Annotated in this window: 12 protein-coding genes; 7 read left to right on the top strand and 5 right to left on the bottom strand. The window is 65.3% G+C overall.

All coding sequences use genetic code 11. The features are described 5' to 3' along the window. Window positions 1-13 precede the first annotated feature (13 nt). The 4 genes from JANGC3_RS28605 to JANGC3_RS30675 are packed head-to-tail and all read left to right on the top strand — an operon-like array spanning window position 14 to window position 4733. Window positions 14-2161, top strand: coding sequence for a carboxypeptidase-like regulatory domain-containing protein (locus tag JANGC3_RS28605; protein ID WP_017875787.1), 2148 nt, complete (start codon window positions 14-16; stop codon window positions 2159-2161). A gap of 11 nt (window positions 2162-2172) precedes the next feature. Next, the gene (locus JANGC3_RS0107075) at window positions 2173-3192 is read left to right on the top strand and encodes a hypothetical protein (protein WP_017875786.1); all 1020 of its coding nucleotides are present in this window, start codon (window positions 2173-2175) and stop codon (window positions 3190-3192) included. After that, a complete protein-coding gene (locus JANGC3_RS32100; protein ID WP_026132671.1) occupies window positions 3189-4001 on the top strand; it encodes a GIY-YIG nuclease family protein in 813 nt (270 codons plus the stop codon). Before JANGC3_RS0107075 ends, JANGC3_RS32100 begins: the two co-directional genes overlap by 4 nt. Window positions 4002-4061: 60 nt before the next feature. Continuing rightward, window positions 4062-4733, top strand: coding sequence for a hypothetical protein (locus JANGC3_RS30675; protein WP_017875785.1), 672 nt, complete (start codon window positions 4062-4064; stop codon window positions 4731-4733). 11 nt (window positions 4734-4744) lie between these two features. On the opposite strand, the gene JANGC3_RS0107060 is transcribed toward JANGC3_RS30675, so the two are convergent. From JANGC3_RS0107060 to JANGC3_RS0107050, 3 genes are all read right to left on the bottom strand, one after another. Continuing rightward, a complete protein-coding gene (locus JANGC3_RS0107060) occupies window positions 4745-6094 on the bottom strand; it encodes a sigma-54-dependent transcriptional regulator (protein WP_157406495.1) in 1350 nt (449 codons plus the stop codon). A gap of 231 nt (window positions 6095-6325) precedes the next feature. Next, on the bottom strand, window positions 6326-8578 hold the full coding sequence (locus JANGC3_RS0107055; protein WP_017875783.1) for an arginine/lysine/ornithine decarboxylase: 2253 nt from the start codon (window positions 8576-8578) through the stop codon (window positions 6326-6328). Between the two features lie 147 nt (window positions 8579-8725). Next, window positions 8726-9226 carry a dihydrofolate reductase gene (locus JANGC3_RS0107050; RefSeq protein ID WP_017875782.1) on the bottom strand — a complete coding sequence of 167 codons (501 nt, stop codon included), beginning with the start codon at window positions 9224-9226 and terminating at the stop codon, window positions 8726-8728. 264 nt (window positions 9227-9490) lie between these two features. Between JANGC3_RS0107050 and JANGC3_RS0107045 the strand changes: the two genes are divergently transcribed. Then, a complete protein-coding gene (locus JANGC3_RS0107045) occupies window positions 9491-10834 on the top strand; it encodes a VWA domain-containing protein (RefSeq protein ID WP_017875781.1) in 1344 nt (447 codons plus the stop codon). Between the two features lie 172 nt (window positions 10835-11006). Here the strand turns inward: JANGC3_RS0107045 and JANGC3_RS28595 are convergent, their stop codons facing one another. Then, window positions 11007-11516 (bottom strand): hypothetical protein, encoded by a 510-nt coding sequence (locus tag JANGC3_RS28595; protein ID WP_157406494.1) that lies wholly within the window; start codon window positions 11514-11516, stop codon window positions 11007-11009. 339 nt (window positions 11517-11855) lie between these two features. On the opposite strand from JANGC3_RS28595, the gene JANGC3_RS0107035 reads away from it, so the two are divergent. Next, complete coding sequence (locus tag JANGC3_RS0107035) at window positions 11856-12932, top strand: M35 family metallo-endopeptidase (RefSeq protein WP_035787555.1); 1077 nt, start codon at window positions 11856-11858, stop codon at window positions 12930-12932. Between the two features lie 186 nt (window positions 12933-13118). Here the strand turns inward: JANGC3_RS0107035 and JANGC3_RS0107030 are convergent, their stop codons facing one another. Continuing rightward, complete coding sequence (locus JANGC3_RS0107030; protein WP_017875778.1) at window positions 13119-14093, bottom strand: thymidylate synthase; 975 nt, start codon at window positions 14091-14093, stop codon at window positions 13119-13121. A gap of 161 nt (window positions 14094-14254) precedes the next feature. Here JANGC3_RS0107030 and JANGC3_RS0107025 point away from each other — a divergent pair, with 161 nt between their 5' ends. After that, window positions 14255-15580 (top strand): IS1182 family transposase, encoded by a 1326-nt coding sequence (locus JANGC3_RS0107025; RefSeq protein WP_017875777.1) that lies wholly within the window; start codon window positions 14255-14257, stop codon window positions 15578-15580. Window positions 15581-15811: the final 231 nt, after the last annotated feature.

The following is a 15811-nucleotide window of genomic DNA, read 5'->3' as shown; positions in this document are numbered from 1 at the left end:
TGAGGAGATTGACATGAGCAGCAAGAACACGGGGGCAAAGAAAATCCGGCCCGGCGCGGTGCAGGTGTGCGTGCAGGAGAGCGCCAGCGGGGCGGCCATCGTCAACGCCGCCGTCAGCCTGTACGGCTGCGGGCTGCAGGACTACCGCACGTTCGACGCGGCGGCCTGGGCGCCGGCGGCGGGCGAACGGCTGGGCATCCACTGGACCGACAGCAGCGGCAACGCCGAGTTTCCCAATCTGACGCCGGGCAACTACGTGCTGGTGTACGAGAACTTCCCGCGCACCGACGCCCAGTGCGCCGAGGTGCGCGCCGGTTGCAGCGCGCTGGTGTGCTTCGAGCCGGAAATCGCGCCGAAGGTGACGCTGCGCTTCGAGACGGCCGACTGCCAGCCCAGCCACTGCCGCACCGGCCGCGTCAGCGACCGGGTCTTCGCCACCATCGGTTTCACCGGCGACCAGAGCGTCGACGGGCGCGACCTGGTCGAACTGGTCGCGGCGGCGCCGTGGAAGCCGGTGCACGGCGAGGAGCGCACCTTCGGCAGCGCCGTGCGGCGGCCCGGGCGCCACCTGTTCGCCGCCCAGCTGATGCTGGCGCGCCGGCCCGAGCTGATCGCCGGCCTGGCCGGCCTGCCAGACGGCCCGGACGGCACCGGTCCGCGCGCGCTGCTGGCGGTGGGCGCCGACTTCGAGGCCGAGGAGCGCGTGCCGCAGCCGATCTCGGGCAACGTGGGCGTCTCGCTGACGCGCACCGAGACCGAGCCGACCGAGGATTTGCCGCTGTGGACCTTGATCCGCAACAGCACCGAGGCGATGTCGTTTACCAACTACCTGCATTTCATGGACAGCCTGTTTTGCCCCGACCAGGCCGGCACCAACCTGCGCGGCTTCGAGCTGGAGCGCTTCGGCAAGAAGGTCGAGGCGTTCCAGCAGCTCAAGCAGCGGCGCGTGCTGCCGTTCACCGACTCGGACGCCTACCGCGTCTTAAAGGTGGCCACCGAGGCCTTCGTGATGGTCAACTGCGGCGTGCTGAACCAGCCGCTGGCGTTCAATCCGGCCGAGGACAACGCCTACCTCGACCGGCGCGACATCCCCCCCGGGCGCGACCTGGAAACGGTGCTGCGCAACGACTACCTCGAGAGCATCGACGGCGGCGTTAAGACCTTGCCCTACCTGGCGGTGATCCGCCGCAAGCTGCCCGACATTCCCATCAGCATCCCGCGCGGCCAGGAGGGCGAGGTCGACCTGTGCTTCGGCATCATCCAGGAAAAGCTGGCCAACCCCTGCCTGCTCGAGCTGATCTGGTCGTACTGGCACGAGGAGGGCATGCTGGTGCAAACCATGAACGCCATCACCCAGCGCTTCCAGAACCTGCGCGCGCCCGGCCCGTCGAACGACCCGCTGGCGAACACCGAGATCGACATGCTGCGCCCGCTCAACAACCTGTTGTGGGGCTACACCCAGGACGAGCAGCACCGCCTCACCGTGGTGCGCCGCAACTACGAGTACGACCACCACTACGGCGTGCGCCTGGACGGCAAGGCGGTGCGCAACTTCCGCCCGGCCGACAGCCGCTCGAAGTTCCTGGAAGCCTTCCACCACCTGCTGCGCCTGCTCACCTCGTTCTACCGGCAGGACGACGACACCACCGTCAAGGCCGACGCCTTCCCGGTGCTGAACGCCCTCAAGGAGGTGCACCTGATCCTGTCGCAGGGGGCGCACAACCAGTTCGGCGACCTGCCGTCGACGGCGCGCATCGAAATGCTGATGCAGCAGTGGCTGCTGGCGCGGCCCGAGTTCCGCGAATTCCTGCCCACCCGCGTCATGGTGGCCTACCCGGAGCCGTGGATGGACCGGGTCGACGCGATGAAAAAGCTGCAGGGCTGGACCGACACCAGCGTGATGCACTTCCGCAGCCTGGCGATGTTCGGCGAGCAGTTGCTGCTGTCCGTGCGCTATGGCAACTGGAGCGACATCTACGAGCCGACCCAGGCGTTCAACTGGGCGCGCTTCTGGCGCCCGCAGGTGCAGGGCTACATCCACGGCTACCGCGCCGCCACCGGGGTCGACCTGTCGGTCGACGCGGTCGACCCGAGCATCGAGGCGACGCTGCCGTCGGTGCTGTTGCGCCAGCGCCTGGCGCAACAGGTCCGCAGCCTGTAGGGCGGCGCCGCATGGCCGACTTCACCAGCGCGCTGTACCTGGGGCTGCGCCATCCCGGCGCCGCGCTGGGCGACTGGGACGCGCTCACGCTGGGCAAGCCGGCCGCGCTGCAAGAGCCGCCCGGCGGCGTGGCGCTGGCGGCTGGGCTGGCGGCGCTGCAGGGTTGCCAGGCGGCGAGCCTGCTGCCGTCGACGCTGCACCTGTTCTGGGATTTGTTCGGCCTGCTGGCGCAGGAGCGGCTGGCGCTGCTGGTTGACGCCGGCGCGTACCCGATTGCGCGCTGGGGCGCCGAGCGCGCCGCGGCGCTGGGCCTGCCGATGCAGCTGTTCGGGCGCGGCGACGCGCCGGCGGCCGGGCGCTTGGCGCGGCGCTGGCGCGACGCCGGCCGGCGGCCGCTGATCCTGGCCGACGGCTATTGCCCCGGCGCCGAGCGGGCGCCGCCGCTGGCGCAGTACGCCGCGATCGCCAGCGCAGGCGGCGGCTACCTGGTGCTCGACGACACCCAGGTGCTGGGCCTGCTCGGCCCGGGCGGCGGCGGCTCGGTGCCGCTGCACCGGCTGGCCGGCCCCGGCGTGGTCGTCGGCGCCTCGCTGGCGAAGGGCTTCGGCGCGCCGCTGGCGGTGCTGGCCGGCAGCGCGGCGCTGCTGCGGCGCTTCGAGGCGCACAGCGGCACGCGCGTGCACACCAGCCCGCCGTCGACGGCGGCGATCCGCGCCGGCGCGCGCGCGCTGCGGCTGAACCGGCAGTGCGGCGACGCGCTGCGCGCGTTGCTGCGCCAGCGCGTGGCGCAGTGGCGCGGCGCGCTGGCGCGGCTTGGCGTGGCCAGCCGCGGCGGCGCGTTTCCGGTGCAGAGCGTGCCGCTCGAGCGCGCCGTCGACGCCGCCGCGCTGCACGCCGGGCTGCGCCGCAGCGGCGTCGACAGCGTGCTGGGCAGCGGCGCGCTGACCTTCCTGCTGCGGGCCGACCACACGCCGGCCGACATCGACGGCGCCGTGGCGGCGCTTCAATATCATCTACTGGAGGCGACATGAACGAGCAATTCGAAACCTTGCCCTTCGCGGCTGAAAGCGGGCTGCATACGGAGTGCGAAGCGGAATGCGAAACGCAGTGGGAATGGCAAATGGACGGCGAAATGGAGAGCGAGACGCAGTTCGAACGCGCTTGGCGCGGCCCGCGCGCCATGCCGCGGTCGCGGCCGAAGTCGCGCCCGCAGCCGCTGGCGCGTTCGAAGTCGCCGCCACCGCTGCAACCGCAGCGCCATGGCTGGCCACGCCGGCCCCGGCCCGGCTTCGGCCCCTACTACGGCGCCGGCTGGCCGTACGCGGTGCCGGTGGCAGCGTATCCGCAAGCCTATCCGGAGCCGTTTCCGTATCCCGAACCGCAGCCGCAAGCGGACGACGCCGACAGCGGCGACGCTGACGCGCCCGACGAGCAGGGCGAGGCGCCGCCGAGCATCGCCCCGGCGCTGGCGCGCCTGCCGGCGCACCAGCGCCCGCCGTACCAGGCGCTGGGCGCCATCGGCGGCGCGCTTCGCAACCCCGCCGCCAGCGGACCGGGCCTGTACCTGATCGAGTTTAGCGTCGACAACCAGCCGCGCGCCTACAGCGGCCAGACCAGGGACCTGCGCCAGCGCCTGCAGCAGCACCTGCTGTGCGCGCGGATGATGGGGCTGTCGCTGGCCAAGCACAAGGTCTACGTGGCGCAAATGCCGACCCTCAGCGATCCGCAACGGCGCGCGCTGGAACGGCGCATCCACACCGACATGTTCGCTAACAACGCCAACGTGCTGACCAACCAGCGCCGCGAAATGGAGCAGGAAATCCTCGGCTACGAATGGTAGGGCCGGGCGGCCCTGGCATCTGGCTTGGTTCGAATCAACACCACAACAGGGAGTAGCACCATGCATAAGAGTGACTGCACATGCGGCGCGTGCCGCGAAACCGGCGCCTTTGAAGTGCTGGAGTTCGGCCGGCAAAGCTGGGGCTTCCTCGAAGTCGCCGACGAAAGCCCGTTCAGCGAAGCCGAGGAAATGGAACTGGCGATGGAGTTGCTGTCGGTGGCGAGCGAGGCTGAACTCGACCAATTCCTCGGAAAAATGTTCAAGGGCATCTGGAAGGGCGTCAAAAAAGTCGGCTCCTTCGTCGGCAAGGTCGCCAAGCCGCTGGGCGGCGCCCTGAAGGCCATCGCCAAGCAAGCGCTGCCCCTGGTCGGCGGCGCGCTCGGCAGCATGATCCCGATACCCGGCGTCGGCACGGCGCTGGGCAGCGCACTGGGCAGCGCCGTCAGCCAGGCCCTGGAAGTCGAACTCGAAGGCATGGACTACGAGCAGCGGGAGATGGAAATGGCGCGCCGTTTCGTGCGCATCGCCGGCAGCGCGGCGCGCCTGGCGGCCGACGGCGACGGCAGCCCGAGTGCGCTGCGGGACGCGCTGGCGCAGGCGGTGCGCCGGCACGTGCCCGACGCCGCGGCGGCGCACATGCAAACCGGGGGCGAGCAAGAGGGCGAAGACGAGACGCAGAGCGGGCGCTGGCGCCGGCGCGGCAACAACATCGTCGTCATGGGCGACTGGTGACGCCGGCGGTATCACGGCTTCGCCACAAGCGCCCTGGCCTTGCGGCGGATCTGCAAGGCGCGGTCGGTCACGCCCAGACGCAGCGCGGCGCGCTGGTTGTTGTCGCCTTCCTGCTGTAGCACCAGTTGTATCGCCATCTCGGCGGCGGTCTGGCTGATGCGCGACAGGCCGATGCCCAGGTCGATAGCGTGGCCGATCGCCGCTTCGAAATAGCGGTCCGGCCACGCCGCCGCGGCCTGCCGCTCGTCCGGCGGCAAGTCGCCGATGGTGATCGGGCCGGGGCCGCTGTGGCGCTGCCAGACCCGGGTGACGGCCTGGCGCAGGTCGCGCACATTGCCGGGATAGTCGCGGGTGAGGAAATACTCGCGCACGGCCGGATCGAGCTCGCAAGCCTGGCCCTGGGCCGACAGTTGCGCCAGGAAATGCGCGACCAGCGGCAGGATGTCGCCGGGGCGTTCGCGCAGCGGCGGCGGCCGGCAGCGCCAGCCGGCGATACGGTAATACAAGTCGGCGCGGAAACCGCCGGCCGCCACCTCCGCCTCCAGGTCGCGGTTGGTGGCGCAGACCAGGCGGAACTGGCTCGGTTGCCAGGTGTTGCTGCCGACCCGTTTGTACTTGCGTTCCTGTATCGCGCGCAGCAACTGCGCCTGCATCGCCAACGGCAATTCGCCTACCTCGTCGAGAAACAGCACGCCGCCGTCGGCCATGGCGAAGGCGCCGTCGCGCGGGTTGGCCGCGCCGGTAAAGGCGCCGCGCTCGTGGCCGAACAGTTCGCTGCCGGCCAGTTCCGGCGACAGCGTGGTGCAGTCGAGTACCGTCAGCTCGCCCTTGTAGTCGCCCAGCGCATGGATCAGCTGCGCGATCACATCCTTGCCGGTGCCGGTCTCGCCGGTGATCAGCACCGACGCCTGGGTGAAGGCCGCCGCCTCGACCACGCTGCGCACCAGCGCGCGCCACGGCGCGCTGGCGCCGACCAGGCGGCCGCGCACCTGGCTCGAATCGGCCAGCCGCTGCACCGCGTCCCAGCGGCTCAGGCGCGCCAGCACCTGCTCGGCGCAGACCGAGCCGGGCGGCCACAGCAGCAAATCGGCGGCGCCGGCGTCCAGCACGGCGCGCATATCGGACACCGGCAGCGCTTGCGCCGAGGTTGAAATGGCCAGCACTGTTGCTTGGGCGCAGCGCTGGCGCAGCGCCTCGAGCAGCGCCGCGTCGGGCTGGTCGAACAACACCACGCCGTAGCCGGAGGGGCAGGGCGGCATTGCCTGGATAATTACCTGAGCCTGCTTCAAGGCCGAGGCCAGCGTGCTGCCGTTGCCGGCCTGCGTCTGCTGCGGGGTATCCAGCCAAACCGAGAGCGCCATGAAACGTCCATCCAAGCTGAGCGAGTCTTCTGATACTGATTAATACTGCTGCGGTGGTGAGGGACTATAGAGGCGGGCCGGGCGCGCGCGTTTGATATGCGCCAATCGCGCGCAGCGAGGGGGCTAGGGGGGCGAACGAGCCGGCGCCGTCGCTCGCACCAAGGGCGTCGCCCCGGGCCCGGACCTGTGCCTTGGCTCGAGCTTGAGCGTGAGCGTTACCGGCCGGCGAAGTTACAGGCGCACGCAGTCGACAAAGTAGCCGCGCTTGCCGTCCACTTCGCGTTTGACCAGGCCGTGCACGTCGGTCTCGAAGCCGGGGAAGCGCTCGTTGAAGTCGCGCGCAAAGCGCAGGTAGTCGACGATGGTCTTGTTGAAGCGCTCGCCCGGGATCAACAGCGGAATGCCCGGCGGATACGGCGTCAGCAGGATCGAGGTGATGCGCCCTTCCAGTTCGTCGATTGGCACGCGGTCGATTTCGCGGTGCGCCATTTTGGCGAACGCGTCCGACGGCTTCATCGCCGGGATCATGTCCGACAGGTACATTTCCGTGGTCAGGCGGGCGACGTCGTAGGCCTTGTAGAAATCGTGGATCTGCTGGCACAGGTCGCGCAGGCCCATTTTTTCGTAGCGCGGGTTGGCCGCCGCGAACTCCGGCAGGATGCGCCACATCGGCTGGTTCTTGTCGTAGTCGTCCTTGAACTGTTGCAGCGCGGTCAGCAGGGTGTTCCAGCGGCCCTTGGTGATACCGATCGTAAACATGATGAAGAACGAGTACAGGCCGCACTTCTCGATGATGACGCCGTGCTCGGCCAGGTACTTGGTGACGATCGAGGCCGGAATGCCGGTGTCGCCGAACTTGCCGTCCAGCGACAGGCCCGGGTTGACGATGGTCGCCTTGATCGGGTCGAGCATGTTGAAACCCTTGGCCAGGTTGCCAAAGCCGTGCCAGTCGTCCTCGGCGCGGATCATCCAGTCGTCGCGCTCGCCGATGCCTTCCTCGGCGAAGGTGTCCGGACCCCAGACCTGGAACCACCAGTCCTTGCCCCACTCCTGGTCGATTTTCTTCATCGCGCGGCGGAAGTCGAGCGCCTCGATGATCGATTCCTCGACCAGCGCGGTGCCGCCCGGCGCCTCCATCATCGCCGCGGCGACGTCGCACGAGGCAATGATCGAGTATTGCGGCGAGGTCGAGGTGTGCATCAGGTAGGCTTCATTGAAGGCGTCCTGGTCGAGCTTGACCGACTCCGATTCGCGCACCAGGATTTGCGAGGCCTGCGACAGGCCGGCGAGCAACTTATGCGTCGACTGGGTCGAGAAGATCATCGATTCCTTGGCGCGCGGGCGGTCCTTGCCGATCGCGTGCATGTCCTTGTAGAAGTCGTGGAAGGTCGCGTGCGGCAGCCACGCCTCGTCGAAGTGCAGCGTGTCGATTTTGCCGTCCAACATTTCGCGCAAGGTCTCGACGTTGTAGATCACGCCGTCGTAGGTCGACTGGGTGATGGTCAGGATGCGCGGTTTTTTGTTGGCCGCTTCGCGGGCGAACGGGTTCGCCTCGATCTTGCGGGCGATGCTTTCCGGCGTGAACTCTTCCAGCGGGATCGGGCCGATGATGCCCAGGTGGTTGCGGGTCGGCATCAGGAACACCGGAATCGCCCCGCACATGATGATCGAGTGCAAAATCGACTTGTGGCAGTTGCGGTCGACGACGACGATGTCGCCCGGCGCCACCGTCGAGTGCCAGACCATCTTGTTCGAGGTCGAGGTGCCGTTGGTGACGAAATAGCAATGGTCGGCGTTGAAGATGCGCGCGGCGTTGCGCTCGGACGCGGCCACCGGGCCGGTGTGGTCGAGCAACTGGCCGAGTTCCTCGACGGCATTGCAGACGTCGGCGCGCAGCATGTTTTCACCGAAGAACTGGTGGAACATCTGGCCGATCGGCGACTTCAGGAAGGCCACGCCGCCGGAATGGCCGGGGCAGTGCCACGAGTAGGAGCCGTCGTTGGCATAGTGCACCAGCGCGCGGAAGAACGGCGGCGACAAGCCGTCCAGGTAGGACTTCGCTTCGCGGATGATGTGGCGGGCGACGAATTCCGGGGTGTCCTCGAACATGTGGATGAAACCGTGCAGCTCGCGCAAGATATCGTTGGGGATATGCCGCGAGGTGCGGGTTTCGCCGTACAGGTAGATCGGAATGTCGGCGTTCTTGTAGCGGATTTCCTCGACGAAGGCGCGCAGCGACTTGAGCGCGTGGTCGGTTTCCTCGATGGAACCGGCGCCGAACTCCTCGTCGTCAATCGACAGCACGAACGCCGAGGCGCGCGACTGCTGCTGGGCGAACTGCGACAGGTCGCCGTAGCTGGTCACGCCGAGCACTTCCATGCCTTCTTTTTCCATCGCGGCGGCGAGGGCGCGAATGCCCAGGCCGGACGTGTTTTCTGAACGGAAATCCTCGTCGATGATGACGATAGGGAAACGAAATTTCATGGAAGTCTCCAAAGGGAAAAGCCAGTCCAATGGCATCGGCCGGGACTGGCGGCTCGCCGCAAAAATGCGCCGAAAAAATAAAAACCGGATTCTCGCAGAAATGACGGCAATCCGGTGAAAAAATTAGCAACTACGGGTAAAACGCCGCTAAGCGGCGAGATAATTTCCAACCCGGCGCAGCGTGACGAAAGCGTAATCCAATCCCGCCTTCTCGGAATGGTGCTGGGCGCGCGCGGTTTCCTGCCACAGCGCGGCGTCGGGCTGCGGAAAAAACGCGTCGCAGTCGAAACGTTGGCCAATTTCCGTGATGACCAAGGTGTCGGCGAATTCCAGCGCCTGCGCGTAGATCTGCGCGCCGCCAATGACGAAGGCGGGCGCCTGGCCGACGAGCGCGAGCGCCTCGGGCAACGACGCGACCGCCTCGACGCCGTCCTGGCGCCACTGCGCGTTGCGCGTGATCACGATATTGCGCCGGTTCGGCAGCGCTTTGCCGATCGAATCGAAAGTCTTGCGGCCCATGATGACGGGATGGCCCGTCGTCAGCGCCTTGAAATGCGCCATATCCTCCGGCAAACGCCAGGGCATGCCGTTGTTGATGCCAATGCCGCCCTGGGTGTCGGTGGCAACAATGATAGTGATCTGTGTCATATCGATTATATATAGAGTGAAACGGAGAGCCGCGTGCGGGGGGCACGATGGCCGGCTGGTCTGCGAGCGGTATTATCGGTCATTTTGATGCGCATGCCATGTTAATCCTCCCGGACGGCGCGCAGCGGAGTTTTCGATCCGCATCAATGCGCTTGCTATGCGGTAAAGCGGATACCGCCGCGCCGATGTACCATACGCGGCAGCGTGCCGTAGCGATGGCGCGCCCATGGATACAATTAACCCAGACAAACCACCGGAGCCAACATGCAAACCCTGTCAAAAGGCCAGCGCCTGAGCATCGCCGAGGCGGCACCCAGCGGCGCATTGCACCTCGGCCTTGCCGGACACGGACTCGCGCTCGACTTCGCCTGCTTCGGGCTGGACGCCGCCGGTAAGTTGTCCGACGAGCGCTACATGACCTTCTTCAACCAGCCGCTCACGCCGTGCGGCGGGGTGCAGCTGGAAACGCTGCCGGGCGACGACGCCGGCTTCGGGTTCCAGCTGGCGCGGCTGCCGGCGGGCGTCGAACGCATCGTCGTCGCCGCCACCATCGACGGCGAAGGCAGCATGGCGCACCTCGACACCGGCTACCTGCGCCTGCTCGACGGGCGCCGCGAAACGGCCCGCTTCGCCTTCCGTGGCGCCGACTTCGCGCAGGAGCGGGCGGTCATGCTGGGCGAGCTGTACCGTAAAGACGGACAATGGCGCTTCATGGCCGTCGGCCAGGGCTTCAACGGCGGCATGGACGCCCTGGTGCGGCACTTTGGCGGCGCCGTGGCCGAGCCGAGCGCCGCCGCGGCCGTCCCGGTTGCCGCTGCGGCCGCGGCCCCGGCCGCCCGGATTTCGTTGGAGAAGCGGGTCGAACGCGAGGCGCCGCAACTGGTCAACCTGGTTAAACAGGCCGGGGTGTCGCTGCAAAAAGCCGGCCTGGGCCAGCACCGCGCCAAAGTCTGCCTGTGCCTGGACATCTCCGGCTCGATGGGCAAACTGTACCGCGACGGGCTGGTGCAACGGTTCGCCGAACGCATCCTGGCGCTGGGCTGCCAATTCGACGACGACGGCGACATCGACGTCTTCCTGTTTGGCCGCGACGTGCACCGGCCCGCGCCTATGAGCTTGAGCAACTGCACCAGCTACGTCAAACACGCCATCGAGCACCATCCGCTGGAAGGCGACACCCGCTACGGCCGCGCGATGCAAGCGATCCGCGCCCATTACTTCCCGGACGCGGCCGGGGGCGAGCGCAGCAAGCCGGTGGCCGCGGCGTTGCCGGTCTACGTCATGTTCCTGACCGACGGCGGCACCAGCGACCAGCCGCTGACCGAAAAGCAACTGCGTTGGGGGAGTAACGAGGCGATATTCTGGCAATTCATGGGAATCGGCAAAGGGCGCAAATCGAAGAGCAAAAAACTCTCGGCCTTCAGCGCCAGCGACTTCCCCTTCCTCGAAAAGCTCGACGACCTCAGCGGTCGCCTGATCGACAACGCCGACTACTTCTCCGTCAGCTCGCCGGACGAACACAGCGACGCCGAACTCTACGACCTGCTGATGACCGAATACCCGGGCTGGCTGGCGCTGGCGCGCCGCAACGGCCTGCTCCCCCAATAACGTGGGCAATGAAACCGTTGTTAATTCGGAAAAGATGTGTCTTTTTAATGAAATCGCCGTTTACTCCGGGTCATGAACCTGGGACGATGTCTTGATGCGCCGTTGTATAGGATGTTGCGGCAACAAGAGCAGGTGCGGGGTGGCCGTCTGGCTGGGCGGCGACCCCGCTTTTTTATTCGCCGCTGTGCGTGAAGGTCGCCGGGGGAACCGCAACCGGCGTCTGCGCCGCCACGCCCTGGGCTAGCTCCTTCAAGTCTTTCAGATAATACCCGTCATACCTCAGCTGGTAGGTATGCGTCCCCTGTTTGAAGGCGTAGCTGTCGGTGATGTCGATGGTATTGCGGCGCGTCGCCTTCGGCTTCAGCGTCAAATAGTCGTCTGCCGTCAGCGCGCCGCGTTTGACCATCCTGCCCTGGTAGTCGGCCGGCTCGCCGGTGACGGTGTCGCGGATCTCCAACAAGCGCCCGAGCAATTGCTTTTCGCTTGCGATGGCGCGCGGCACATACACCGTCTGTCCGCTGCGATTGTCGAGCAGGACGTTCACCAGTACCCGTCCTTGGCTCGACGTTACCGTCAGCGTTTCGGTAAATCCAGTCATGCCGTTTCCTCGTGCTAGCGCGGCCATCGGGGCGAGCAGCAAGCACACCGCGCCGACCAGCGTTGCGATTATCAATTGGTTCAAGTCATCCTCCTGTCGCGATTGGGGCATACGCTGCATTGTGCCACACGAAACGCCGCCGCCGCGCCAGGATGACGCCGCAAGAAGCCCCGCTGGAAAAGTCTAAATATGGACATTGCCGCGCATTTTGTCCATATCTTTATATTATCTTCAGTCATGTCGCCACGGCGTTGTCCGCAAGCGATAAAAGCGTTGAGAATTCGAAAAAAGTGCCACTTTTCAATTTAATCTATGTTTACTTTAAGTTAATTAATGTGTGAGGATGTATGCATGAGCCGGCCTAATGCAAGTTGCCGACGGGCTGGTTCATTTTTAGAAATCACACACTTCAGGGAGACACGGATGAATTGGAATCATGTGGTCAAGTTTGGTGGTTCGGTCGTTGCGGCGGCGGTTTGCTTTAGTGCCAGCGCAGCCTCGAACGGCGTGGTGGCAAGCATCAGCATGGACAAGCAATCGCTGGGCAATACCGACGACGTGGTGGTGCGGGTGACAATGACCAACACCTCGGCGGCGCCGCAGTACGTGCTGAAGTGGCACACGCCGTTTGCCGCCATCGAGGAATCGCTGTTCGACGTGACCCGCGACGGCGTCCAGGTGCCCTACGAGGGCAAGCACGTGAAACGTGCGGCGCCGACCTCGGCCGACTACTTCGTGCTCCAGCCAGGCAAGTCCCACACGGCGACGGTTGAATTGTCCTCTCTGTACAACATGAGCGTCACCGGCAACTATTCGATCCGCTTCGCGACCAAGTCGTACAGTCTGTTCAGCAAGGGCGAGGCGCGCGAACGCGCCGGCGACGACAAGCAGGCCGACACGCTGCAATCGGAGCCGCTGGCGGTGTGGGTCGAAGGCAACCTGCCGCGCGGCACCTCGACGCAGAAGGCGGCCCCAAGCTACGAGCTGGCCGGCAGCCTGTCGTTCAGCCAGTGCACCACGTCGCAGCAGACCACCGTCAGCTCGGCCATCGCCGCCGCCAAAACCATGGCCAGCGCCGGCGACGCCTACATGGCGGCCGGCAACACGGGCACGCGCTACACCAAGTGGTTCGGCGTGAACAATTCGACGCGCTACACAACCGTGAAATCGCACTTTGCGGCTATCAAGGACGCGCTCAACAACAAGGCGGTGACGGTCGATTGCGGCTGCAAGGAATCCTACTTCGCCTATGTGTACCCGACCCAGCCGTACAAAATCTACGTCTGCAACGCGTTCTGGGGCGCGCCGATGAGCGGCACCGATTCCAAGGGTGGCACGCTGGTGCATGAAATGAGCCATTTCAACGTCGTCGCCGCCACCGACGATTGGGCCTACGGCCAATCGGCCGCGGCCAGTCTGGCCATCAGCGACCCCGCCAAGGCTACCGACAACGCCGACTCCCACGAGTATTTCGGCGAGAACACGCCAGCGCTGCCATAAACGGGCAAGGCCCGCGGCGTGTTTGGCGCGGCGGGCCTGGCGAGAATTGCGGGGTGGCGAGCACAATGAATAAATTGAGACGGAGGACGCGCCGGACTTGGGTCTATCGAAGGTCAATAGACTCGCCTGGATGGGCGGCCACTCCGCGCGCAGTGTGCGCGCCCCTTGCCGCCCGCGCCGCCGCGGCTACACCGCCATCGGCGCCGTGATCGGCGCGTGGTGCTGGTAGCCTTCCAGCGTAAAGTCGCCCGGCTCGATCTTTTCCAGCCACTCCGGCTCGTACTTGCCGGTCTTGGCGTAGTCCGGCACCCGGTCGGAGATGACGAAGCGCGGCGCCGGGTAGGGCGTGCGCGTCATTTGCTCCTGCACCATGTCGATGTGGTTTTCGTAGATGTGGGCGTCGCCGATGAAGTAGGTGAACCAGCGCGGCGTGTAGCCGGTCAGCCGCGCCACCAAGTGCAGCAACGCGGCGCCCTCGGCCAGGTTGAACGGCGTGCCAAGGCCGATGTCGTTGCTGCGCACGTACAGGCATAGCGAGATTTCGCGCGTGCTGGCGTTGGGAATGAACTGGTACAGCAAATGGCAGGCCGGCAGGGCGACCGCGTCCAGGTCGGCCGGATTCCAACCGTGGAACAGGATGCGCCGGCTGCCCGGGTCGTTAACGATGGTGTCCAGGCATTCGCGCAACTGGTCGACCGCCTTGTACAACAGTACCTTGGTCACGCCCGCCTCTTGCACCGGGGCCACCACGCGGAAACCCTTGCTTTCGGCGTCGGCGATTTGCAGCGGCTTGGCGGCGTCGATCAGCTTGTAGGCCGGCCAGCCGCGCCATTGCACGCCGTACACCGGGCCGAGGTCGTCCTCGCCCTCGCGGTAGGGGTTGGCCAGCCATTGCGCGTTTTCGTTGGCGTTCTGGTCCCATACCTTGCAGCCCAGCGCGCGGAACTCGGCGGCGTTGCGCGAGCCGCGCAAAAACGCCACCAGTTCGCCGATGACGGACTTGAACGCCAGTTTCTTGGTCGTCACGGCGGGGAAGCCGTCGTTTTTCAGGTCGAAGCGCATCATCGCGCCCGGCACGCTGAGGGTGCGGATGCCGGTGCGGTTGTGTTGCCAACTGCCGGTGTCGAGCACCGTCTTGATCAATTCTTTGTATTGCTGCATGTATTCTCCAACGGACTGTCAGCGCGTCGTCGGTCGGCTCACGCCGTTCCGGCTAACCCGACCGACGAAAATCGGCACTACCACCAAACCGAGATTGTAACCTAGGAGTCTGCGCGGCAGAAACTGATGCAATCGGAATGGGGACGAGGTAAACTTGTCGAATGACGACGAGCTACCTCCCCTACAATCAGCATCAACAGATGCTGCTTCCCCATGCTTTGCAAGATTGGCTCCCTGAGGGGCACCTGGCCTACTTCGTTAGCGACACTGTCGACTCGCTCGACCTGTCCGCCTTTCACGCGCGGTATGCAGGGGGCGGGTCCCGCAACCAGCCATTTAATCCGGCGATGATGGTCAAAATACTTGTGTACGGGTATGCAACCGGTGTGTTCTCATCACGCAAGCTGGCCCGAAAGCTGTACGAGGACGTGGCGTTGCGTATGCTCGCCGCTGACAACTATCCGGCGCACCGAACAATTTGCGATTTCCGCGCGATCCACTTGAAGGAACTGTCGGACCTGTTCGTACAGGTAGTGAAGATGGCGAAAGAGTGCGGCTTGGTCAAGCTTGGCACGATCGGTGTCGATGGCACCAAGATCAAGGCCAACGCATCGCGCCACAAAGCGATGAGCTACGACCGGATGCAAAAGGCCGAGCGTGAGCTCAAGGATCAAATCGACGCGTTGCTGGCCAGGGCCAGAGCGGCGGATGCCGCCGAAAAAAACGAGCCGGAACTCGATATCCCGGCGGAGATCGCAAGGCGCGAGGACCGCCTTGCCGTCATCCGCGCTGCCCGTGCGCGTCTTGAAGATCGCCAACGCCAGGCCGATATCGCGCGCGGCCGTAGCGATGACGAAGATGTGCCGCCCGAGGACTCTGGCAAGCCAAAGAAGAAGTCGCGTTTTAAATACAAGTTCGGCGAACCCAAGCCCGACGCCCAAGAGAATTTTACCGANCCGGAAAGCCGTATCATGAAGNGCGCCGGCGGCGGCTTCGACTATGCGTACAACGCCCAAGCTGCAGTCGACGAGAGCGCCCACATCATCGTGGCGGCCGAACTCGTCAATAGTGCGGCTGACAGTGGGCAACTGGCGTCGGTGCTCGCAGCGGTAAAGCGCAACGTCGGTGACGATGCCGAGCTGGTGCTCGCCGATGCAGGCTATCGCTCGGAAGCCATGTTCGAGCAACTACGCGCTCACCCGTCCGAACTGATTGTGGCACTCGGACGCATCGGCAAGCAGGAAGCGGTAATTGATCCGAAAAAGCGGCCTTTGTGTGCCGCCATGGCAGACAAGTTCAGATCCGCGACGATCCAGGCGGCTTACCGAAAACGCAAGTGGATCTCGGAACCGCCCAACGCTTGGGTGAAAAGCGTACTCGGGTTCCGGCAATTTAGCATGCGAGGACTGGCGAAGGCTCAGGCCGAGTGGAAACTCGTCTGCACCGCGCTGAACCTGCGGCGCATGGCGAAAATGCTGTCCGCGTAAGACCTGAAAGGGCGAAAGTCCGTCCAATCCCCACTCTCAGGCTCCTATTTCATTCCACTTTCGAGTGCGAAAGTGAATCGCCATCGACGCAGGCAAGAAGCGCGTCACATGGTCAGCGCAAGAATTGTCTGCCGCGCAGACTCCTAGCCCGCCGGGTCTGGCGGGCGGCGTATTTTGCTGTTTTGTTGGATAATATGACAATGTTGTTACAACTGGATATCAGTTCGTGAT

This window comes from Janthinobacterium sp. CG3 (assembly GCF_000344615.1).
Classification (GTDB): domain Bacteria; phylum Pseudomonadota; class Gammaproteobacteria; order Burkholderiales; family Burkholderiaceae_D; genus Janthinobacterium.
This window is presented reverse-complemented; position numbering and strand designations above follow the sequence as displayed.